This window comes from Flavobacterium anhuiense (assembly GCF_050990855.1).
Taxonomy (GTDB): Bacteria; Bacteroidota; Bacteroidia; order Flavobacteriales; family Flavobacteriaceae; genus Flavobacterium; species Flavobacterium anhuiense_C.
This window is the reverse complement of sequence record NZ_CP158861.1, coordinates 648,802-668,985: the sequence shown is the minus strand read 5'-3', so window position 1 is coordinate 668,985 and position 20,184 is coordinate 648,802. Positions and strand designations below refer to the sequence as shown.

The window sequence follows — 20,184 nt, the reverse complement described above, 5'->3', positions numbered from 1 at the left end:
GCTCCCGCAATCGCCGAGAGTTTTTTCATGCTCCCGCATTCAAAAAAATAAATGATGAAAGATTATGGAACAGCAGAGAAATAGTATGAAGAATAAGGGAGGCAGACCTAAAAAAGAAGTAAAGAGAGACCAACTCATGGGTGTTAAGTTTACACTCTACGAGCGCAGGATAATTGAAAGCAGGGCTAAAAATGTAAATCTTACTGTCTCTGAATACCTTCGTGAAATTGCATTAAAAGCGAAGATCAATTATAAAAATAAAGCGCTCTCAAAAGAAATCCTAAGTTTCACAGGGCAGCTTAATCATTTGGCGGCGAATATGAATCAGTTAGCCAAAAAGAGAAATAGTAATGATGAATTAAGTCCAGTTGAAAGGGCAGAATTAAAAGTCTACACCCAACGGATCAAAGATCTTGCAGTGGAAATAAAAAGCTGCATGTCATGATAGGGCATGTGAGCATTGGCCGTTCGTTTTATCATTGCATCAGCTATTGTCTTGAAGATAAAAAAGAATTATCCGAACAAAGAAAACTTCAGCTTGAATCTCAGGATCATCTTATACATAAAGGACGGGCAGAAGTGTTGGAATACAATAAGTGCTTCGGTAATAAGTATGAACTCACACAGCAGTTTAATGATGTGAGAAAGTTAAGCAGACGTGTTGAAAAACCAATGCTGCATCTGACCCTGCGTTTGGCTCCAACTGACAGACTTACTAAAGAACAGTTTAGGGAAGCAGGCAGAGAATGCGCAAAAGTATTTGGCATAGAAGATAATCAATATATCTGCGTGCTGCATAAAGACACTAACGAGAGGCATATCCATATTGCTGCAAACCGAGTAGGTTTTAATGGCAGGGTTGCCAGTGACAGTAACAGTTATAAACGGATGGCAGATCTCTGCCGCCGGCTTGAAAAAAAATACGGTCTTCAAGAAATATTAAGCCCAAAAGCATTTCTTTCGCCGAAAGACAGACTATTGCCCCGTTATGATAAGAGGAAAGAAAAACTAAAAGCAGATATTAATCAGGCATTAAAGCTTACCAGTTCCTATTTAACATTTGAAAATTATATGAAGGATTTGGGCTATAAAATTCTTAAGGGAAGAGGAGTTTCTTTTATAGATGACAAAAAGGTCAATATAAAAGGAAGCGAAGTTGGTTTTTCATTAATGAAAATTGAAAATATATTATGTAGCAAACAAAAATATATGAAGAGAAATGCCGGTGAAGAAAAAGGGGAGAATAAAAGCAGCTATTCAGTGCCGGATTTTTACGACATAAAAGAGCAGAGCAATGAAAAGCAAAGCCATAGTTTAAATAAAAGCCAAAAGGCAGTTATTGATGGACTGTCAAGCGGTATAGGCAGCTTATTGAATCCTGAATATCAATCGGATTATATTGATACTCAATTACAGCCAAATTCCCAAAAGAAAAAGAAGAAAGCAGCATTGAGAAGATGATCTTAAAAATTGAAAAAATGAAAACAAACTCAAATACAGATAAGAGGCAGATAGAACAAGATGCATTACAGCTGGTGATGGAGGAATTTTCGCAGGAGCAGAAATTAAATAATCAGCAGATAACAGCGCTTATTTCAGAAGTGAAAAATGTGGGAGATAAAATCGATTTGTTAAAAAAAGAATGTGAGGGAGAAAAAAAGCTTTCCCAACCATTTGATATTAGTACCGTAGAGGTTATTCTGCAGAAAGGCATCCTTGATATGAAATACATGATTGGAAGACAGCCTAAAAGCATCGTTAGGAAATTTCAAGTTCTATTATTTCCCGAACAGGATGCAAAGCTGTTTTATAAAATTGTTTTTGGTAGATGGATATTGTACCTAACTGTAATGCTGGCAATAACAAATTTGTATAAATGGGGAATAAATTACAGCAATAATCGTAAAGAGGTTGAATTACGGAAGATTCAGGATGAAACAGTGCGGGGAGCCTGGGTATATATGTATAATAATAGTGGTAAGGAAATTAAACAGCAAATGGATAAGGCTTACATCAATGCGGTTAGGGCTCAAAGAAAATTTGGACAATGAGAAAAAGTATGTTTGTATTTGTTCAATTATCCTTTCGTTTGTAGATCACACAGTGATTTATGATGAAAAGTAACTGGGACAACTTAGAAATATATGAATGTTCATACCAGAGGACTGATCAATCCATGTTCTTCAAGAACTTAAAGCTATAACCAATAGCTGATCTGATTATTTTTTTTCCGTATTGAAATTTTGTTTTCAGTTAAAAGAGTTCGAATTAGCATAAGATTAATTGAAAAACATTAAAGGCTATTGCCGGTACTTAGATGTAAATTTTGGTTTTAGAGTAATGCTGCTGTTGCGGTTTTCCATAATTGAGAATTAAGTATTATGAAAAACTATCAATATTGTCGATTGCTTAACGGTTGCTAAGGCATTTGCGTAATAAACTAAAAGTGTGAATAATGTATACTAAAAGTGTAATTTATTATCTTTGTAATGATGAATAAAAATCTTTATATTATTGCAGGCTGTAATGGTGCTGGTAAAACTACTGCTTCATTTACAATACTTCCTGAAATACTAAATTGTAAGGAGTTTGTAAATGCGGACGAAATAGCTAAAGGGCTTTCTCCTTTTCAACCAGAAAAGGCAGCCTTTGAAGCGGGAAGGATAATGCTTAACAGAATCAATGAATTGCTGGCAAGTAATGAAGTCTTTGCGTTCGAAACGACTTTAGCCACAAAAAGCTATAGGCAGAAAGTGATTGAAGCTCAGGAAAAAGGCTATAAAGTGGTGCTTTTATTTTTTTGGCTCAATAGTGTTGAACTGGCAATCGAAAGGGTCAAGACAAGGGTTCAGGAAGGCGGTCATAACATTGAAACCGATGTTATTAAACGTAGATATGAAAACGGAATTACTAATTTATTTGATATATATTTGCCAATAGTTAATGAGGCATTGATTTTCGACAATACAGCTGTAAAAGCTGAATTAATAGCACAAAAAACTCTGGGAAATGATATTGAAGTTATAAATGAAATCAAGTTCGAAAAACTCAAAAATGATCAATCATGGGAGAACACAAAACAACAACAACGACACCGACTCAGAAGAAGATTATAGAGGCAATGGATAAAGTTTCTGAAAAGTTAATTGAGTTTAAAAAGAAAAATAACAGCGACCTGGTTGTTATGCAGGACGGTAAAATCGTAAGGATAAAAGCCAGTTCTCTGTAAAGTATTATTTCAATAATATTGCAAAGCTCTCAGAAACGAGAGCTTTTTTTATTTGCAGACTAAAAAAAGTAGGGAAAAGTAAATTAAATCTACTTTTGCATAAGCTGTAAAGTTCTAAAAATGAAGCTATTTATAAATGTTTTTTGAAGGGAGTTATTTCATTATATAGAAAATTTTCCGTTGCATATAAGTTATAATATTGATTTTGATGAAGTATTTTTGCAAATGATGTATTGGTCAGAAGAAACTCAATATCTTGGTCAAATGAAAAAGCATGATTCCGATTTTATAATAAAAGGCTAGTTAAAAAAACGAAAAACCAACAAATTATGAACGAATAATATTATTCGCTATTTGTAATTCAAATATTTAAAATCTTTATTCCTTTATGTATAAGCATTAAAATGTTTCGAGCTTTTATTTACAATATGAGGTTATTATAATTGCATTTTCTCAAAATAAAGAGGTTATATTAATTATTTAGAAAAGTATTGTGATTAAAATTTTTAATATATTAAATATCAGTAATGTATGTTTTTTTAACACGCTTATTCTGTATATTTGACTAGTATAAAAATAAAAGATTGTTATGAAATATTTGATTTTAATTTTAATGATTTCAGGGTCTATTTTTACGATTTTAGGTTTATTGTTTCCAGAGTATTATCTATTTATTTTTAAAGTCAATAATGACTCATATGTTTGCAAAAATTTATCGTTGGGAATTATTTTAGCATTAGTGGCTTTATTATTCACATTTTTAAATGATATCGGTCTAAGGAACAAGTAATTTTTTAGAGCTCATATTTTCTGAAAATTAAAGGATTCTTTTTATTGGATTTAGGGTAGATTAGAAAGTTTAAAATTTTAAAAGGATTGAATTTTTGCATATCATGAAATTCAAAATATTTATTAATTTTTCACACATCTAAAGCCAACATGATTTGCGGCAGATTTGATTTCTCCTTTCCCTCTTGTTCCTACCATGTAACGAGTACAGTACTGGTCGGTACATAAGAAAGAACCGCCTCTATGCACGCGTTTTATTTCGGTTGGGTCGTTTGGATCATAATAATCCTCTGGTCCTTGGGGATTTCTGATCGTTTTTCCGCTTTCGCTTAAAGTTTTGTAATAGTCGACGCTATACCAGTCATTTACCCATTCCCAGACATTTCCAGCCATATCATATAAGCCGTAGCTATTTGGGGCAAATTGTTTTGTGGGTGCGATTCCTTTAAATCCGTCTTCTCCTGTATCACCATCTTCTATAGGGAAATGTCCCTGATAAATATTGGCCTGAAATTTTCCATCAGGTTTTAGCGTATTGCCCCAGGCATAGAGATTTCCTGTTTTTCCACCTCTTGCAGCAAACTCCCATTCTGCTTCTGTTGGAAGTCTTTTTCCTGCCCATTTTGCATAGGCAGCGGCATCTTCATAAACCACCTGAACGACAGGATATTTTTCTTTTCCTTTGATTGTGCTTTGAGGGCCTTCAGGATGCCTCCAGTCGGCACCAGGTTCATAACGCCACCATTGAAGGAAATTATTCAGATTAACTGCAGCTGGAGTAGGAGTAAAGACTGCAGAACCCGTAACTAAATCCTCTTCTCTTGCCGTGGGAAATTCTTCTTTAGTAGGTTTTTTTTCTGCAACGGTCAAATAGCCGGTAGCGTTTACAAATTTTTCGAATTCCTCATTAGTTACTTCAGTTTCGTCCATGTAATAACCGTCTACATAAACACGATGAATCGGAGCGGCATCTTTTGTGACACCTTTTATACTGCAGAGACTTTCATCTTCAACACTGCTTCCCATGGAGAATTCTCCGCCTGGAATCCATACCATTCCTTTTGGAGCTTTTCCCATCGGCTTATTTTTGTTTTCAATGGTAGTTTTAAATGGGGAAGGTTCTCAAGTATTTGGAGTTTCGTGACATTCTGCGGCGGCGGCGATTTCTTTTTTAGGTAAGATCAGTTTGGTATAACTGTAAGCGAGTGATATAATGGAAATCGTCAGTACGATTATGATCCAGAAAGTTTTATTTTTCATGACAACTGATTTTAATTTGAAATTATGGCTCTCAAAATGAAATTGGCTCTTGACAGTAAATTAGTTTTATAGAAGCAATAACTGAAATTATTCTTTCTCAACCTGTACTACTTCATATTTGTCCTTGCCATCAATTTGAACCGGCTGGTAATAGGTTTCTCCAAATTTTACATATTTAGCATCACCAATGGTAACTTCTTCACCTCCTTCAGGAAGATTTTCAACAATTGTTCCAGCTGTTGGAGCCACTACAGTATATTTCCCTCCATCTTTTTCATAGTACGTTCCTCCGTAATAATAATTGTTGACCGTTCCTGTATTGACGGTTTCTGCTCCGCTTGGGATATTGTTTACAGTACCGCCAACCGGTGCAGGGACTGCAGTGTAACCGCCGCTGGTTGAGGTGTACCAGACTCCCTGATCGTAATGATACTGTGTGTTTTCTACGCTGACTACAATTGCTGTCACTGCTAAAGTGGCAACGAAAAATCCCCACGGATGCCAGACTGGCCCCCAATAAAATGGTCTGTACGGACGCGGATAGTAGGGATGGTAACAATTATATCTGTAACCGCCATATACATAAGGAGGACGTACATAAGGCCTAGGTCCAGGGCGTACTATAGTATTTCGATTGTTGCGAACATGCACGCTGTTGTTTACATTAATATTGACATTGTTTCTGTTTCTGTTTACCGTGTTGCCGCTTATACTGGTGTTTCGGTTACTGGTTCTATTATTTCTATTGTTAGCTGTTGCCGGTCTGGCCGTTTTGTTATTAGAATTTGTCGGTCTGGTAACTTTATTGTTAGAATTCCCAGGTCTTGTCGCCTTGTTGTTCGCCGTATTTGAAGTTCTTTTTATACCTCCTGCGTTAGAAGCAGGTCTGGTTTTCTGTGCTGGTCTTGTGTGTGCCGCTCCGCCGATATTTCCGCTTCTGTGAGCAGCACCGCCCCCGCGATGAGCTGCGCCGCCGCCGCCGAAGCGCTGGGCTAAACTATCGATTGAATAGAGGAAGAACATTGCTATAAAAAACACGGATGCTGATCTGCGTATTGTATTAAATATCTTTTTCATTTTCTCGGATTTAAGTTGATTGAAAATTTTAAAAAGTAGGATGTAGTATGCTAGATAATGTAAAAGCTTTCCTTGTATTATACTGCCATTTCTTAAAGCTATGCACCAGCTCTCACTTTAATGTCCTCGAAATAATATGAAGGCGGTTTGCCGGTATGCTTTAGAAACGCCCTGAAGCAGCTTGTTCTTGATCCAAAACCACATTTTAAAGCCATTCCCAGAACATTTAAATCCTTCCATGATGGATCATTAGCATTTTCTATAAAGTAATCAATCCGTTTTGAGTTTATGTAGTCCTTAAAACTGCAGCCAAATTCAGAATTGATTAGATGAGAAATTATATTTAATGAGATGCCTGTTTCTTCGGCTAAATCTTTCAGACATATTCCTTTGTTGAGAAAACATTTTTGAAAATTCACATTGTAATCTATTCTCAAGAGATATTCCTTTCTTCTCTCAGGTGTCAGCCATTCTGATAATACCTTATAGTCTTTAATTTTTTCTTTCTTGAAGTTTTTTTCCTGAGGCTCCTTTGCAATGGAGTCCAGAAGATTCTGATTTTGGAAAATATATAGATTGAAAAACAAAGCTATTGTGATGAATGCCAATGTACATGCAGCCGCGATACATCCAGATCTATCTATAATGCCGTCTGCTTCCATTAAAAAATGATGTAAAAACAGAAATGAAAATAAAATCAAAACGCTTAAGTTAAATATTCTTATAAAACTTAAATCTTTGTTTCTTACCGCGGTATCATTTTTTTTAACTGCTGACGAATTTAAAATTTTTACCGTCTGAAACACCGCGTATGAAAGCCATATAAGACGCAGTAAGGTACTATATTGATATACGGGTAAATCTGCTTTTACTTGTTCAGGGAAAACGATGGCTTCAAAAAGTGAAAAGCAGAAAAAGATAATAAAAGGCACCAAATGAAGCAAGTCATACTTTTGAGGTTTATCGCTGGAGGATAAAACAGCTTTGACATACAAAAAAGAACAGGGTGCCGTCAGAAAAATAAAGGATTCTGCAGGCGCTGAAGATAAGCTAAAACGTACAGGGCTTCCTGTATCCAAATACAATCCATAAAAACTAATCAAAGCCAGACTAAACAAAAACAGAACTAAAAAGATGCCGTTATAGTGAATTTTTTTAGTAAATAAGAGTGCAAAATCTGCCGTGATGCCCAGCGTACCGCCCGCAAAAAAAAGGATAAGCGTTAAATTATTAAACATGTTTTTAGTTTTTTAGTTTTTCCTGCACATTTCATTCTGTTACATTTAAAACTGGCTTTTCAGTTTTAAACACAAGGAGTGAGAACATTCACACAATTACAAGCTTACTTTTTAATCTGTCCTGGAGGAAATCCTTCCATTATTTTTTTCACTGAACCGGTGATGAATTCATCTGGATTATCGGGTTTGTTATCAATTTCTGCATTTCCGATTCCCTCCCAAACCAGCTTTTGATTTTTAGTGGAAACAATATCTATTATAAGTGAGCCGTCTACGTAATCGTATGTATTAAATGTAGTATTTGCTCCTCCCATCATTGCGCCTCCTCCCCAATAGCCATAAGGGCGGTACATGCCTCCATATCCGTAAAAGTCCGTAGTCGAACTCACGGAGGTCTTATTTTTAAGAATTGATACTGCATTTACTTTTAAATCCGGATTTTCAGACTCCGTAAATCCTTTCGCCAGCATTTCGTTTCGAATTGCGTTTGTCACGCGGTCAGCATTCAATTGATTTACCTGTCCCTGCTGCGCTTTTAGATCATATACGGCGAATGTCCTGTAGCTTGTAAAATCTGCTGAATGATCATAATCAGCAGTTACCTTCACCGTTGGTGAACAGCCGTAAAAAATGGCAAAAATCAGTATCGGTATAATACGAAGTGTTGTTTTTTGAGCAGTCATATTTATTTTTTTTAAGTTATTGATTTTTAGTGATGTAGAAGAGGATTTCCTCTTCCAGTTCTCGGGATAGATTCTCGGATTCTAATTTGCTCTTAAGATTCCTCACTATCCTTTTATCATAATTTTTGGTCTGCAGTATGCTTTCGCAGTAGTCATCGCAGATTGTTCTGAATTTATGATCGGCCGCATACATATCTTTAATTGATTCAAAATACCCGGCAAATTTTATGTTGTATAATTCATCTGGAAGCGGCATAGGTTCTTTTTTAAGTGGATGCAACATTATCGGACAGTAAAGAATTGGGGAAATTCAACTCTACATAGGAAGATACCATCTAAAACCAAGCCTTACTCCAAAGTTCGCTGAGTTTCTGGAATACCCATCAGATCTGAAAGCCATGACTTCAGGTTCGATATAGGCATTGTATTTCAATTTGCCCGACCATATGTATCCCACCCTGAAATCCATCGGTATTGCAACTTTTCCGGTTTTGTAATCAATCTGCCACTCGGGCTCAATACCTGCATAGATGCCGTTTGGCCATGTGTAGAAAACATTCGGCTGTAGCACAGCGTAAGCGGATGAACCGTACTTTCCATTACCCGATATAGAGAAAAAGTTTTCCCAGATCCAGTACATCTGCCATTTGCCCAGATTGGTAAAAGTTACCGTAAAAGCAGGCCCCAGACTCCATTGGGGAGACCCAAGCTGGTCGTCAGTCCTGGTTGGAATCTGTATGTTCCATCCCGCTCCGAACTGCCCCCAGTCCTTTTTACTCAGGATAAAGAACTGATTTAAGGTAACATCCCCTAATCCCGTTCTTCCGTCTGGAGCAGTATTTAAAAACGCAATCACACGGATTAACTGCGGAACTTTTACCAGAAAGCCTTCTTTCATGGGGATAATTCCACGCAGACGGAAATTCTGCGCAAATCCATCCTGCCCCTCAGTCTTAAAAATGGCAAATTCTTCCAATTGCAGCTGCCACGCCAGAGTTGTCGGATTCATCACTTCCTGCGACAGTTTAACGGAAGTTCCTGATTCAGGAGCTTCCTGCTCTGTTTTTTCCTGACTGCGTGCAGAAAAAATTATACTTAAAGAAAACAGGACGACCAACAGCGGTATGCGGTGTCTATTCATATTATTATTCCTGACTGCTGTTAATTTCATAATACTAGTTTTTTTAGTTTACTGCTTTTATGGAAAAATAACTTTCCAGTCATTTTTCATATCAACAAATGACCAATTTTTAGCCTTTCCTTCGTCAAGGCCTTTGTCTAAAGTGCCTATATGAGATTTTCTGTCATAAGCCCATTCACGAACAGAATCGGTATGATGCACGTATAGCTCAAAATTTTTGTATTTATTTGATGCTGCCCATTCAAGCATCTGAAGATCGCCGTCAGAATTGCCTGCAGCAAAAACAGGTTTTTTTCCGATGTATTTCTCAATGGCAACAGGTTTTCCATCTTTATCATCGTTGAAGTCCAGCGCAGGCAGTTTGGTAATTGAAGGCGCTCCGTTATTATAATCGTATTTCGCCTTAAGAGTGCTTCCTACAATATTCTCTTTAGGAATCCCGTAGACATCTTCAGCCCAGGCGCGCATAAAATCAATTCCGCCCCCAGAAACAATAAAAACTTTGAATTGATTTGCCTGAAGGTATTTTACCAATTCAAGCATTGGCTGATAAATCAGATTTTTATACAGCTTCTTTTTAGAAGGATGCTGTGCTTCACTAATCCATTTTTTTACATCTGCCTCAAACGCGTCAGTAGTCATTCCAGCATGGCTTACCGCAACTATCTGCAGCAACCCTGGTTTCCCCTGTTTCATTAGTTCTTCCATATTATTTTCCAGAACTGCTTTAAAAGGCTGTTTTGTTTTCCATTCAGGATGTTTTGGCGCTAAGGCTTTCACCTGATCCAATGCGAAGAAAAGCTGAAAATAAAAAGGCTGTTCAGACCATAACGTTCCGTCATTATCAAAGGTTGCGATACGATCTGCCGCCGGAATAAAATTTGGCCCGCCTGTTGTTGTAACTTCTTTTACATAAGCAATGATATCTTTTTTAACCTGAACATCATTCCATGAAGGAAGAGGATCTCCATTTGAAACCGTCTGTTCGGTCTCTTTAGCAGGTGATTCTTCTTTTGGAGCTTCTTTTTTGCAGGACGCAAGCAGGATGCACAAAGCAAAAAGAATAATTTTTAGCGCCCTGATTTTTATAATCTTTTCCATATTACTTGATTTTGATTAATTGAATTAAACTGGCAGACAAAAAAAGGTGAAATTTATAATCTCACCTTTTTTGACTTTTTAAGATTATTGCACCGGAATTAATATTTTATGTCATCCGGCAGTTTCATGCCTTTATCTTCGAGCATTTTCTTGGCTTCCTGAATAGTTCTGAATCTTGCGATGCTTTCATTGCCCAAGTAAGTTTCTCCCTGCAATTGACGGGGCGGATATTGCACATAGGTCTTCATTAGATCCTGAATGGCTTTATTGAATACCGGAAGAGTCCATGTTTTTTCTGTAAAGCTGTTCATGAACAGATCGTATCGCTCCTGAGGATCCTGCCACAAATCATAAATGGCCGGAACAGTTGCTACATAAGTCTCGTCTCCTCTCCATCCCAGCTGCTGCCCCGGCGCATCACTTCCTGCTTGTGCACCGTTGTCTCCTCTGGTGTTGTAAACCGCTTTAAAATGGCTTACCCTTACCGCCCCAGGAGATAACTCATTCTCTGTAAAATAAAACCACGTATTACGAAGCGGTTTTCCTTTTTTGAATAAAACATTGGCCATATCGTAGCTGTCAAAGACCATCGGTTTTCCTTCACGGTCGTTCTTTGGCAGTTCAACACCTGCAAGTCCTGCAAAAGTTGCCATTAAATCCAATCCTCCCACAATATTATGGTTCTGGCTGCCGGCTTCAATCTGACCCGGCCACCAAGCAATTGCAGGAACACGGCTTCCGCCTTCCCTGTCAGTTCCTTTAGAACCTCTGAACGGAGTATATCCTGCATCAGGATGGACATCCTGCCAGGCACCGTTATCTACAGTATAGATTACAATAGTATTATCTGCAATGCCCAATTTTTTAATCTCATCCAGAACACGGCCAATATTATAATCCACCTCCATTACGCAGTCCGCATACTTGCTGGCACCTGGAGATTTTCCTTTAAACTGCTTGGAAGGTAAATTCGGCTGGTGGTTTTTGGCAAAATTAACGCACATAAAAAACGGGTCTTTTGCTTTTGCATAAGTATCTAATTGTTTTAAAACATTTTCGGTCATCATCATGTCTAATTCAGCAATGTTTTCTTCTGTCACTTTGGAAACTTCTCTAACTTTTCCTCCCGCTTCTCCTTCCAATATTCCTGTGGTAACTTTTTTGAAGAAAGCAAGCATTTCAGGTGTCATATCAGGATTCCATGATGGAAATGCATAAGTATAGGCATTTAAGTGATACAGCACGACATTCTGCATTATATCAAAACCATGTGCGGTAGGCATCGCATAATCTGCCTCTCCTAAGTGCCATTTTCCAGAAAAATACGTTTTATAATTAGCTTTCTTTAGAACAGATGCAAGTGTCCATTCTCCAGCTGGAAGACCTCCTCCCTGTCCTTGGAAAGCAACAGTTGTCATACCGCTCCTATTCGGGATTCTTCCTGTAAGCATCGCAGCCCTTCCCGGGGTGCAGCTTGGCTGTCCGTAAAACTCCCAGAACTGCATGCCTTCCTTGGCCATTTTATCTAAATTAGGGGTAGGCATACCGCGCGATTCTCCTCCTCCATAGACACCAAGATCTCCCCATCCCGTATCATCTGAAATTACCATAATGATATTAGGCTTCTTTTTTGTCTGCCCATATGAAAATGAAAATGAGAATAACAGCAGACTTAATAATGCTAATGAAAAGTTTTTTTTACTCATAACTTTAGGTTTTTAATTTAATTGATAACAATGATTTTCATTGTCAGTGAAAAGAATTTTACTGAAGTATATCAAATTTACCCTTTTGGATGTTGCAGATTTCGATGAACTTGTTTCAGATTATAAAATGAAACCAGTTTTTATTGTTATGATGAAGGGGGATTTATTCTGACTTTTAACATTTTAACCGCCACCGCCACTTGGAGCTCCGTCATCCACTGCCGCCTCCTTTCGGACAACTTTTTTTGCGGGATTGTAAAAAATATTTTCAAAAGTGACATTTACCTGCAGGGCATTATAGATTTTATCTGATGAAGGACGGGGAAGATACTCGTTTGCGTATGAGATTTCAACCTGGAAATCCTTAGATGCTTTGTAGCCTAGTCCTATAGTAGCCCTGTTCCTATCAAAAAACTCTTTTCCGCTTATTTCACTTTTTGTTTTAAAATAGAGTTCATCTGATACAAATGCATATAATGTCTTTTTGACAATTTTTACATTATTTATTGGATACACAGCCCTTCCCTGAAATCTAAAACGCTCGACCGCCTCAAAGATGCCATGCTCATTCTCAATATTCCGGTCCTCAAACCTGGCCCGAAGATTTATATTTATCCGCCTGTTCTTAAAAAGATTATATGTCGCCTGCAGGGCAAACCTGTATTCTGGCGCCTTGTTCTGATTGAGTTCCGGCACATTTTTATTATAATAATATGCATAGAAGAAAGAAAGTTTCCACCTGTCGCCGGGGTAGTAATGTATCCATGCCCTGACACTGAACTGTGTAATGCCGTAAAATATGTTGTTGTCATCGGGAACTCCGCTTGAGGTCAATCCGCCGTCAAGTTCAGCCACCCAATTCTCGCTGATATTATGCGTGAATGCATATTCATTCCAAAACTGATTCAGCGTTTCTTTCTGACCTAAAACTGACTGCCCTGAAATAGTTAGGATTACAGTCGCAATAAATCGCAAATAATTCTTCATATGCAGCAACATTGGATTACATAAGAACTTTCCTTAAATAAAATTAGGTTTTTCGCTAAAAATAATCTCTTAATAAAAGGTTTAAAGAAGTTGCAGATTGTAAAATGCAACCTGCTTTTTTTTTGCACCAGCAAAAATACGGGACAGAGTAAAAATGAAAATCGCATAAACTTTAATGCATACAGCAATTATTTCACGATGATTGCTTGAATGTAAAAACTGATGAAAAACTAAAATTTTAATTTGATGTTCACTCTTATAGAACATGTTTCATTTTACAATCTGCAACCAATTTTAAAAATAATGCCTGTCAAATAATTGTAAATTTAGCATTGCAACTTTTATTTTTTGTCTTCCTTCTGTGGGATATTCTTTCATATTAAAAGGAATCTTAAATAAAAGTCATTCTATAAATGTTTCGTAAACAAAAATCAGATATGTTTTTAAATACTTTTTGCTATAAAACTAAAAATCAAATTATACTTCTTTTGTATTTCGGCTTTACCATTTCAGCCAAATTAAAGGCTCAGGAAGTTAAAGAAGAGTCATTTAGTCCTTATCATCAGATTGGTCTTTCCATAAATCATGTTCATGTTTTTGAAGGCCGTAATGATGAGGGGAAAAGAGAAGTGTTAAGTCTTCCTGCATGGGGACTGGATTATAAATTCCAGCTTCATGAAAAATGGGCTGTCGGACTTCATACAGACTTTATTATTGAAAAATTTAAAGTTGAGAAAAATCTTGCCAGCGGAGAAGATAAAGAAACCGTTGAAAGAAGTTATCCAATCGCACCTGCTTTAATGGGAATTTACAAGCCAAATGAGCACTGGAGTTTTCTTTTGGGTTTTGGTGGTGAATTTGCAAAAGAGGATAATTTTTTTCTAACCCGTGCAGGTTTAGAATATGGTTGTGAGTTTGCAAATGGATGGGAGGTTTTTGGAACTGCCAGTTACGATTTTAAATGGAATGCCTATGACAGCTGGGGTATAGGGTTAGGGATTGCAAAGAACTTCGGAGGCAAATAAAGCCGATGATAGAGCATTTCTTTAACAGACATTACTTTTTCAAATGGAAAGCTTTAGGATAAGTATTAATTAAGATATGGTGCCGTTTCCAGAATCTGGATGATAGGTATTTAATGCGATATTTCTTTTTTATGAGAATTTATTTCAGTTTGGTAAACTAAGCCCTTATGTGTAATTTCTTTTTGGAGAATCTTTAGCTCTTCAATCTTATCACTGCTGCATAAAATTTTCTTGGGTACAGAATGGTCTTTTTATAATTTGAAATCTAAAAAAGCTGGCGTTTAAGAAGAGAATTATTTAGTATCGATAAATTTTTGAAAAGTAATAAAACTTAGATATAGCTTTTGATTATTACTAATTTATATCAGAGGTTTTGGTATTGAACAATTAATTCAGTTCTTATAAATTTAAATCAAATTTTATGAAAAAGTATCATTTTTTAACTGCTTTATTTTTCTTTTCATTGGTGCTCTCTGCGCAAGGCAGCCAGTCATTTTTGCTTAATCTGTATGGAGGATATACTTTTTCCGACAGAGTAGATTTTGAGTCTTCCTACGCAAAGGTGGAAGACGGTTTTGAGTATGGAATAGGTTTGGAATATTTTATAATGGATAACGCTTCGATAGAGTTAAAATATAACAGGCTTGATACCAGAATGCCTTTGTATACAAAAGGTATTATACCTAATAATGGCAATCCTATTCCTGCAGGTACTCAAGTTAATGCTGGAGACGATAAGGGTGCTATTAATTACATATTAGCAGATTATACTTATTATTTTGGCTCTAGCTCGCAAAAGGCGCTTCCTTTTCTTGGTGCTGGTGCTGGTGTAGCTATACTCGAAACACCAAAGAGTGGCAGCGGAACTTATTTTGCGTGGGAGATTAAAGGCGGTGTTAAAGTAGAAACCAGTTCACCATTGTCAATTAATCTCCATGCTTATCTGCAGTCAATGTCGGCTGCGGTCGGATATGACTATTATTGGGACTACTATTGGGGGCCGGTTGCAGTTACTGATTATGCATCAACTTTCCAATTCGGGCTGGGTGTTTCGTTAAGCTATGATTTCAGTAAATGATCGCCAGTATTAAAACTAAGATGAATTGTGTCCGCCAGGTGGACACAATTCATAAAAAAACTGAAAGTTATTTTGAAGCAAGATTACGTTACTAAGATTTTAAACTTCTTACATTTTGATTTTATTTGATTTTTTCTTTTTCAACATTGAGCAGGAAAAGAAGTAAAACAATGGAATGAAAAAAAGAAAGGATCCAGCACAATAAGTCTGAGATAGGTGCTTATGGGATACAGACACAAACAAAATAAATTGGTAAAAACATAAAAAGGCATTATTATAGTTTTTTTCAACGAGGCATTGAGGAGGAAGAAAGTGAAATCATGCTTTATTACAACAGCTAACTATTTTGAGTACTCTTTGATGCTTTGATCAGACTGTAGAATTGACAAAAAGGAATAATATTTCTTAAAAAATAATATCATCAATCATTTTGTCTAAAGTGTTGCTTGGCAGTGTGTTAAGGTAAGACATAGTAGATTTAATATCTCTGTGGCCTAAAGCTTCCTTGATAATGTCTATTGATATATTGTTAAATTTCAGTATTGTGGCAAATGTATGCCGTGCGCAATAGTAAGTGATGTTCTTTTGGATTCCTAAATCATTAATAATTTGTTTGATCGGTTTGTTTATATAAAGTTTTAAATATTTTTCCTTTCTGTTATTTATATAGGTTTCGGAATCTTGATTATTATGAATGATATTGAATATATACAAGGAGTCAACCGAAGAGGCATATTTGCTAATTTTTTGCTTCCAGAATTCGTTTAATTTAAAATTTACAATTACTCCTGTTTTACTTCTTTTATAAGTAATGGTCTCTTTATACAAGTCTTTTTTCTTTAACTGCATAAGATCAATGAAATTGATGCCTCTTCCATAATAGCTAAGTAAAAACATATCTCTTGCCAAAATATCATTGCTATCAGATAAATTTGCTTTTTTCAGTAAATCGAGTTCTGCTTCAGACAGGTATTCTTTTTTACCGCTTTCCTTAATCTTGGATACTTTAAATTTAGCGAAAGGATACATAGAAGCGGGGATGATTTCTCTCCTAATTGCTTTATTAAAAACGGATCTTAAAGTTCGGATCCTTATACCAATGGTGCTCTGGCTATTTTTATTAGAATTTAAAAAGGATTGATATTTATAAATTGCATCGACAGATAGATCTCTAAAAGTGATTTCCGTTTTGCCCAAAAAGCGTTGTATTGATCTTAGTGTTTCCTTTTCAATACTGCTCGTTGACAGTTTGCCTGCGTTTTTAATTTCTTCAATCAAAGTTTCGTGAAATTCAGTATAGCTCAAGGCCTTCTGTTTGCCAGATTTTTTTTTGAAGTTAGTTATAATATCTTGTACGGTAAATGGAGTTTCATCTGATTTAAAATCATGAATTATTTCACTAATTCGATTCGAGTATTTTTCGATTAGTTCATTAATTTGTTTATGCTGTTTATGTGATTTCTTTAGCCGCTGTGTCTCAAACGACCAATCTTCATGCTTGCATGTTTTATTAATTGATAAACTACTGTTAATTCGATCTTTTATAAAGACAAGGATAATAGAATAATTTCCTTCTGTATTTGAAGTGCTTTTTAATGTGAATCTATAGGAAATCATCTTTTTTTTTGGTATTTGATTTGTAAATTTGACGAACATTTTCTATAAAACCCTTGAAAAACAGGATAAAACGCGTGAAAATTTGACGAACATTTGACGAACAAATGTACAAATATTATCATTTATAATGATTTATTTTTTGGTTTATTATTTGTAATGTATTGATTATCAGTTATAATAAGCTAAAATAAGAAATTGTAAAATGATTCAAATCTGACTCATAATCAGGTGGTCCCTGGTTCGAGCCCAGGTGGGACCACTCTTTTAGAAACACAAAGCCTTTACAGAAATGTAGAGGCTTTTTTGTTTTAGATTGCTTTTGGAATGTGAAAATTGAAATTTCTCCAGCTTAATATTTAAACTTTCTTTTTTGTAAAATGCCTTAACTTTATCCATCCAAAACAAATTTAATCTTCAGATGGATAGATTAACTCCCGAACAGAGGAGAAAAACTATGCAGGCGATAAAAAGTACTGCTACAAAAAGCGAAGTAAAGCTCGCTAAAGCTTTATGGAAGCTGGGTCACAGATACCGAAAAAATAATAAAAAGGTGTTTGGGAGGCCTGATCTTACTTTTGCCAAATATAAAATTGCCATTTTTGTCGATAGCGAATTCTTTCACGGAAAAGATTGGGAAACGGAACAATTAAGAATTAAAACGAATCGCGAATATTGGATTCCGAAAATTGAAAGAAATATACAGCGTGACGAAGAAGTAAATGCTTTTCTAATTTCTGAAAACTGGACCATTTTGCGATTTTGGAGTAAAGAAATTGAAAAAAATCTAGAAGTTTGTCTGGCAAAAATTGAAGGAACAATAATGCTTTTAAGTATTTAAGCTTTTTCTGTTTTCAATTGTTTGGCTTCTGCTTTTTCAATGCATTTGAAAATTTCAGAGGCAAGTCTTTCGATAACAGGCATGCTTACAGAATTTCCAGCTTGTTTGTAAAGGCTAGAATTTGATATTTTAGGTAATTTATAATGGTCTGGAAAACCTTGAAAGCGAAAACATTCTCTTGGAGTTAATTTTCTAAAACCAAATTCGGTTGTAATAATGGGAACATTGTGCCCGCCAGTTCCCATATTGGCGGTTAAAGTAGGGCAGACCTCTTTTTTGTTTTCACGTACATATTGCCTTCTGAACTGATAAATTCTATCTTCTCTTACAACAGCTTCTTTTAACATGTTGTACATGTATTTGTCTTGCGTATAATAGAATTTTTTGTCGACTTTTTCTTTGCTGATTAAATCAGTAACTTTTTTGGTTAACTTTTCTTTTTCAGGAAAACTAAATTTAAAACCCTTTTTTACGAAGTCTCTGTCAAAAGCAACCATGAAAATTCGTTCGCGATTATGGGGAATGTTTCCGAAATCTTTGGTGTTTAGTATAGCGCTGTCAAAAGTATAATTGCGTTTTTTGATTTCACGCTGAATTACTTTCATGGTATTTCCTTTGTCGTGGCCTTTTAAGTTTTTGACATTTTCGAGAAAAACCACTTTTGGTCGCATTTCGTCAATGAAATCTAATATCTTGAAAAAGTGATTGCCTCTGCTGTCCTTAAAACCTTTTCTGTGTCCTGCAAGAGAAAAGGGTTGGCAGGGAAATCCTGCAGTTAGAATATCAATTTTGTTAAGTGTTTTTACGTCAACTTGCATAACATCACCTTCAATAAGAGTATGCTCAAAATTGTTTCTATAAGTGACACAAGCTTTTTTGTCAAATTCGTTTGCCCATTCTAATTTAAAACCTGCATTTTCAAAACCTAAACAAATACCGCCGACACCTGCGTATAAACTTCCGACTGTATATTGGTTTTTCATTTGATTAATTGAAAGTTGAAATAGATTTGCACTCGAAGTGCTAAATTTAACTTTACAAATATATTAATTTGAGAATATTCTCGTTTATGTTATTAGAATTGAATCCGAACTTCTTTTTTTTACGTAAATCATATTATAAAAATTTTCTCACGAGGTTTGAAAATTAGCCTTTTAGCTAAAATCAGGAAATTCTTATAACCTTGAAAGTCTTGTAAATACTGAATAAAAAAGGATTTTATCCTCTAGAACGTTTCGTGAAAAGGATTAGCGGAATTTTGAAAAAAAATGTTAAAATTTGTTTTTGTCTTTTTGGGTTTAAAAGTTGTTTTTGTACAGAAAACTTATACTTTTGTCCAAGATTTTGGAAATAGAAATTCATTTGTGAGAAATTTCTATTAACGAATATTTGCCCAATAATTATCTAGAATTGCAATTTGCAATAGCTTGAATTTATGAAAAATCTAAAAGCCCCATTTTTAGTAATTGCCTTATTATTGTTGAATTTTTCATTTGCCGACTCGCATCAATTGCCTGTTCCTTATGGCGCAAAAACAGTAGCGCGTACAAGTGTTGCAGAAACTGAAGGTGATGATGGTATGGATCCTGAAGATCCTAATGATCCTAATGATTGTGGTGGGGCTCCTTGCCAGTATGAATTTCCAATAGATGAAAATATTACTTTTCTATTAGTTGGCGGTTTAGTATTAGGTGCTGCAGTTGTATATAAAAATCAAATAAAAAAAGCTTCAATTTAATTGAAGCTTTTTTTATGGAAAATGTAAAGTGTTATTTGTTGATAGAATAAAGTCTAGAAATATACTTTCCAACTACATCAAACTCAAGGTTGATTTTTGTTCCAACTTTGAAATCTTTAAAATTAGTGTGCGCATAAGTATATGGGATAATTGATACGCTAAATTCATTTTCTTTAGAGTTTACTACGGTAAGACTTACCCCATTTACAGTAATTGAGCCTTTTTCGATTGTAATGTTATTTAGATTTTTGTCGTATTCAAAAGTGTAATTCCAGCTCCCATTTGCTTCTTCAATTTTAATGCAAGTTCCAGTTTGATCGACATGACCTTGCACAATATGTCCGTCTAAACGGTCGCCAAGCTTCATTCCCCTTTCTAGATTTACGATATCGCCTGCTTTCCAATCGCCAATGTTGGTTTTTAGAATGGTTTCGTCAATTGCAGTTACAGTGTAAAGTGAGTCTTTAATTGCAACAACTGTAAGGCATATTCCGTTATGCGAAACACTCTGGTCTATTTTTAATTCGTGTGTTATGGATGAGTCAACTGTTACGTGAAGATTGTTTTGGTCTTTTTGAATTTCGTGAATCCTGCCAAGTGTTTCTATAATTCCTGTGAACATTGTGGTTTTATTTTACTAAATTTGCACATCAAAATTAGTAATAAATAAACTGAGC

General features: G+C 35.6%; 20 protein-coding genes. 8 read left to right on the top strand and 12 right to left on the bottom strand.

Features of this window, described 5'->3' with window-relative positions:
* The first annotated feature begins 64 nt into the window (after positions 1–64).
* The 4 genes from ABTV69_RS03215 to ABTV69_RS03200 all read left to right on the top strand — a co-directional run bounded on the left by ABTV69_RS03215 (position 65) and on the right by ABTV69_RS03200 (position 3,116).
* On the top strand, positions 65–445 hold the full coding sequence (locus ABTV69_RS03215; RefSeq protein WP_433834197.1) for a plasmid mobilization protein: 381 nt from the start codon (positions 65–67) through the stop codon (positions 443–445).
* Positions 442–1,461, top strand: coding sequence for a relaxase/mobilization nuclease domain-containing protein (locus ABTV69_RS03210; RefSeq protein WP_433834195.1), 1,020 nt, complete (start codon positions 442–444; stop codon positions 1,459–1,461). Before ABTV69_RS03215 ends, ABTV69_RS03210 begins: the two co-directional genes overlap by 4 nt.
* Before the next feature lie 17 nt (positions 1,462–1,478).
* Positions 1,479–2,051, top strand: coding sequence for a hypothetical protein (locus ABTV69_RS03205; RefSeq protein ID WP_433834193.1), 573 nt, complete (start codon positions 1,479–1,481; stop codon positions 2,049–2,051).
* Between the two features lie 438 nt (positions 2,052–2,489).
* Positions 2,490–3,116, top strand: a complete 627-nt coding sequence (locus tag ABTV69_RS03200; RefSeq protein WP_433834191.1) for an AAA family ATPase — start codon at positions 2,490–2,492, stop codon at positions 3,114–3,116.
* Between the two features lie 1,025 nt (positions 3,117–4,141).
* Here ABTV69_RS03200 and ABTV69_RS03195 read toward each other — a convergent pair.
* The 9 genes from ABTV69_RS03195 to ABTV69_RS03155 all read right to left on the bottom strand — a co-directional run bounded on the left by ABTV69_RS03195 (position 4,142) and on the right by ABTV69_RS03155 (position 13,211).
* Entirely contained in the window at positions 4,142–5,095 is a 954-nt protein-coding gene (locus tag ABTV69_RS03195) for a formylglycine-generating enzyme family protein (RefSeq protein WP_433834189.1), read from the bottom strand.
* A 270-nt stretch (positions 5,096–5,365) separates the two neighbouring features.
* Complete coding sequence (locus tag ABTV69_RS03190) at positions 5,366–6,355, bottom strand: DUF6515 family protein (RefSeq protein ID WP_433834188.1); 990 nt, start codon at positions 6,353–6,355, stop codon at positions 5,366–5,368.
* Positions 6,356–6,453: 98 nt separating this feature from the next.
* The gene (locus ABTV69_RS03185; protein ID WP_433834186.1) at positions 6,454–7,593 is read right to left on the bottom strand and encodes a helix-turn-helix domain-containing protein; all 1,140 of its coding nucleotides are present in this window, start codon (positions 7,591–7,593) and stop codon (positions 6,454–6,456) included.
* Positions 7,594–7,697: 104 nt separating this feature from the next.
* The gene (locus tag ABTV69_RS03180; protein ID WP_433834185.1) at positions 7,698–8,276 is read right to left on the bottom strand and encodes a DUF4136 domain-containing protein; all 579 of its coding nucleotides are present in this window, start codon (positions 8,274–8,276) and stop codon (positions 7,698–7,700) included.
* A gap of 16 nt (positions 8,277–8,292) precedes the next feature.
* Positions 8,293–8,532, bottom strand: a complete 240-nt coding sequence (locus tag ABTV69_RS03175; RefSeq protein WP_433834183.1) for a hypothetical protein — start codon at positions 8,530–8,532, stop codon at positions 8,293–8,295.
* A 60-nt stretch (positions 8,533–8,592) separates the two neighbouring features.
* Positions 8,593–9,447, bottom strand: coding sequence for a hypothetical protein (locus ABTV69_RS03170; protein WP_433834181.1), 855 nt, complete (start codon positions 9,445–9,447; stop codon positions 8,593–8,595).
* A 27-nt stretch (positions 9,448–9,474) separates the two neighbouring features.
* Positions 9,475–10,518: an HAD family hydrolase gene (locus ABTV69_RS03165; protein WP_433834179.1), complete on the bottom strand. Its 1,044-nt coding sequence runs from the start codon at positions 10,516–10,518 to the stop codon at positions 9,475–9,477.
* A 98-nt stretch (positions 10,519–10,616) separates the two neighbouring features.
* A complete protein-coding gene (locus tag ABTV69_RS03160) occupies positions 10,617–12,224 on the bottom strand; it encodes an arylsulfatase (protein WP_433834177.1) in 1,608 nt (535 codons plus the stop codon).
* 183 nt (positions 12,225–12,407) lie between these two features.
* Positions 12,408–13,211, bottom strand: a complete 804-nt coding sequence (locus tag ABTV69_RS03155) for a DUF2490 domain-containing protein (protein ID WP_433834176.1) — start codon at positions 13,209–13,211, stop codon at positions 12,408–12,410.
* A gap of 413 nt (positions 13,212–13,624) precedes the next feature.
* Between ABTV69_RS03155 and ABTV69_RS03150 the strand changes: the two genes are divergently transcribed.
* The gene (locus ABTV69_RS03150; protein WP_433834174.1) at positions 13,625–14,236 is read left to right on the top strand and encodes a hypothetical protein; all 612 of its coding nucleotides are present in this window, start codon (positions 13,625–13,627) and stop codon (positions 14,234–14,236) included.
* 421 nt (positions 14,237–14,657) lie between these two features.
* Complete coding sequence (locus ABTV69_RS03145) at positions 14,658–15,314, top strand: outer membrane beta-barrel protein (protein WP_433834172.1); 657 nt, start codon at positions 14,658–14,660, stop codon at positions 15,312–15,314.
* Positions 15,315–15,719: 405 nt separating this feature from the next.
* Here ABTV69_RS03145 and ABTV69_RS03140 read toward each other — a convergent pair whose 3' ends face one another.
* Positions 15,720–16,931: a phage integrase SAM-like domain-containing protein gene (locus tag ABTV69_RS03140; protein WP_433834170.1), complete on the bottom strand. Its 1,212-nt coding sequence runs from the start codon at positions 16,929–16,931 to the stop codon at positions 15,720–15,722.
* Positions 16,932–17,349: 418 nt separating this feature from the next.
* Here ABTV69_RS03140 and ABTV69_RS03135 point away from each other — a divergent pair, with 418 nt between their 5' ends.
* Positions 17,350–17,769, top strand: a complete 420-nt coding sequence (locus ABTV69_RS03135) for a very short patch repair endonuclease (protein WP_433834168.1) — start codon at positions 17,350–17,352, stop codon at positions 17,767–17,769.
* Here ABTV69_RS03135 and dcm read toward each other — a convergent pair.
* Positions 17,766–18,752, bottom strand: a complete 987-nt coding sequence (gene dcm / locus ABTV69_RS03130; RefSeq protein WP_433834166.1) for a DNA (cytosine-5-)-methyltransferase — start codon at positions 18,750–18,752, stop codon at positions 17,766–17,768. The two genes, ABTV69_RS03135 and dcm, sit on opposite strands and share 4 nt — an antisense overlap.
* A 452-nt stretch (positions 18,753–19,204) precedes the next feature.
* On the opposite strand from dcm, the gene ABTV69_RS03125 reads away from it, so the two are divergent.
* A complete protein-coding gene (locus ABTV69_RS03125) occupies positions 19,205–19,507 on the top strand; it encodes a hypothetical protein (protein WP_433834164.1) in 303 nt (100 codons plus the stop codon).
* Positions 19,508–19,538: 31 nt separating this feature from the next.
* On the opposite strand, the gene ABTV69_RS03120 is transcribed toward ABTV69_RS03125, so the two are convergent.
* Positions 19,539–20,129 carry a riboflavin synthase gene (locus ABTV69_RS03120; protein WP_433834162.1) on the bottom strand — a complete coding sequence of 197 codons (591 nt, stop codon included), beginning with the start codon at positions 20,127–20,129 and terminating at the stop codon, positions 19,539–19,541.
* Between the last annotated feature and the right edge of the window lie 55 nt (positions 20,130–20,184).

Bases quoted from the DNA above. Each gene is read 5' to 3' on its own strand.
- ABTV69_RS03185 (WP_433834186.1), bottom strand. From the start codon at position 7,593: ATGTTTAATAATTTAACGCTTATCCTTTTTTTTGCGGGCGGTACGCTG.
- ABTV69_RS03170 (WP_433834181.1), bottom strand. From the start codon at position 9,447: ATGAAATTAACAGCAGTCAGGAATAATAATATGAATAGACACCGCATA.
- ABTV69_RS03135 (WP_433834168.1), top strand. From the start codon at position 17,350: ATGGATAGATTAACTCCCGAACAGAGGAGAAAAACTATGCAGGCGATA.
- ABTV69_RS03125 (WP_433834164.1), top strand. From the start codon at position 19,205: ATGAAAAATCTAAAAGCCCCATTTTTAGTAATTGCCTTATTATTGTTG.
- ABTV69_RS03120 (WP_433834162.1), bottom strand. From the start codon at position 20,129: ATGTTCACAGGAATTATAGAAACACTTGGCAGGATTCACGAAATTCAA.
- ABTV69_RS03160 (WP_433834177.1), bottom strand. From the start codon at position 12,224: ATGAGTAAAAAAAACTTTTCATTAGCATTATTAAGTCTGCTGTTATTC.
- ABTV69_RS03150 (WP_433834174.1), top strand. From the start codon at position 13,625: ATGTTTCGTAAACAAAAATCAGATATGTTTTTAAATACTTTTTGCTAT.
- ABTV69_RS03190 (WP_433834188.1), bottom strand. From the start codon at position 6,355: ATGAAAAAGATATTTAATACAATACGCAGATCAGCATCCGTGTTTTTT.
- ABTV69_RS03210 (WP_433834195.1), top strand. From the start codon at position 442: ATGATAGGGCATGTGAGCATTGGCCGTTCGTTTTATCATTGCATCAGC.
- ABTV69_RS03140 (WP_433834170.1), bottom strand. From the start codon at position 16,931: ATGATTTCCTATAGATTCACATTAAAAAGCACTTCAAATACAGAAGGA.
- ABTV69_RS03180 (WP_433834185.1), bottom strand. From the start codon at position 8,276: ATGACTGCTCAAAAAACAACACTTCGTATTATACCGATACTGATTTTT.
- ABTV69_RS03165 (WP_433834179.1), bottom strand. From the start codon at position 10,518: ATGGAAAAGATTATAAAAATCAGGGCGCTAAAAATTATTCTTTTTGCT.
- ABTV69_RS03200 (WP_433834191.1), top strand. From the start codon at position 2,490: ATGATGAATAAAAATCTTTATATTATTGCAGGCTGTAATGGTGCTGGT.
- ABTV69_RS03175 (WP_433834183.1), bottom strand. From the start codon at position 8,532: ATGCCGCTTCCAGATGAATTATACAACATAAAATTTGCCGGGTATTTT.
- ABTV69_RS03195 (WP_433834189.1), bottom strand. From the start codon at position 5,095: ATGGGAAAAGCTCCAAAAGGAATGGTATGGATTCCAGGCGGAGAATTC.
- ABTV69_RS03215 (WP_433834197.1), top strand. From the start codon at position 65: ATGGAACAGCAGAGAAATAGTATGAAGAATAAGGGAGGCAGACCTAAA.
- ABTV69_RS03145 (WP_433834172.1), top strand. From the start codon at position 14,658: ATGAAAAAGTATCATTTTTTAACTGCTTTATTTTTCTTTTCATTGGTG.
- ABTV69_RS03205 (WP_433834193.1), top strand. From the start codon at position 1,479: ATGAAAACAAACTCAAATACAGATAAGAGGCAGATAGAACAAGATGCA.
- ABTV69_RS03155 (WP_433834176.1), bottom strand. From the start codon at position 13,211: ATGAAGAATTATTTGCGATTTATTGCGACTGTAATCCTAACTATTTCA.
- dcm (WP_433834166.1), bottom strand. From the start codon at position 18,752: ATGAAAAACCAATATACAGTCGGAAGTTTATACGCAGGTGTCGGCGGT.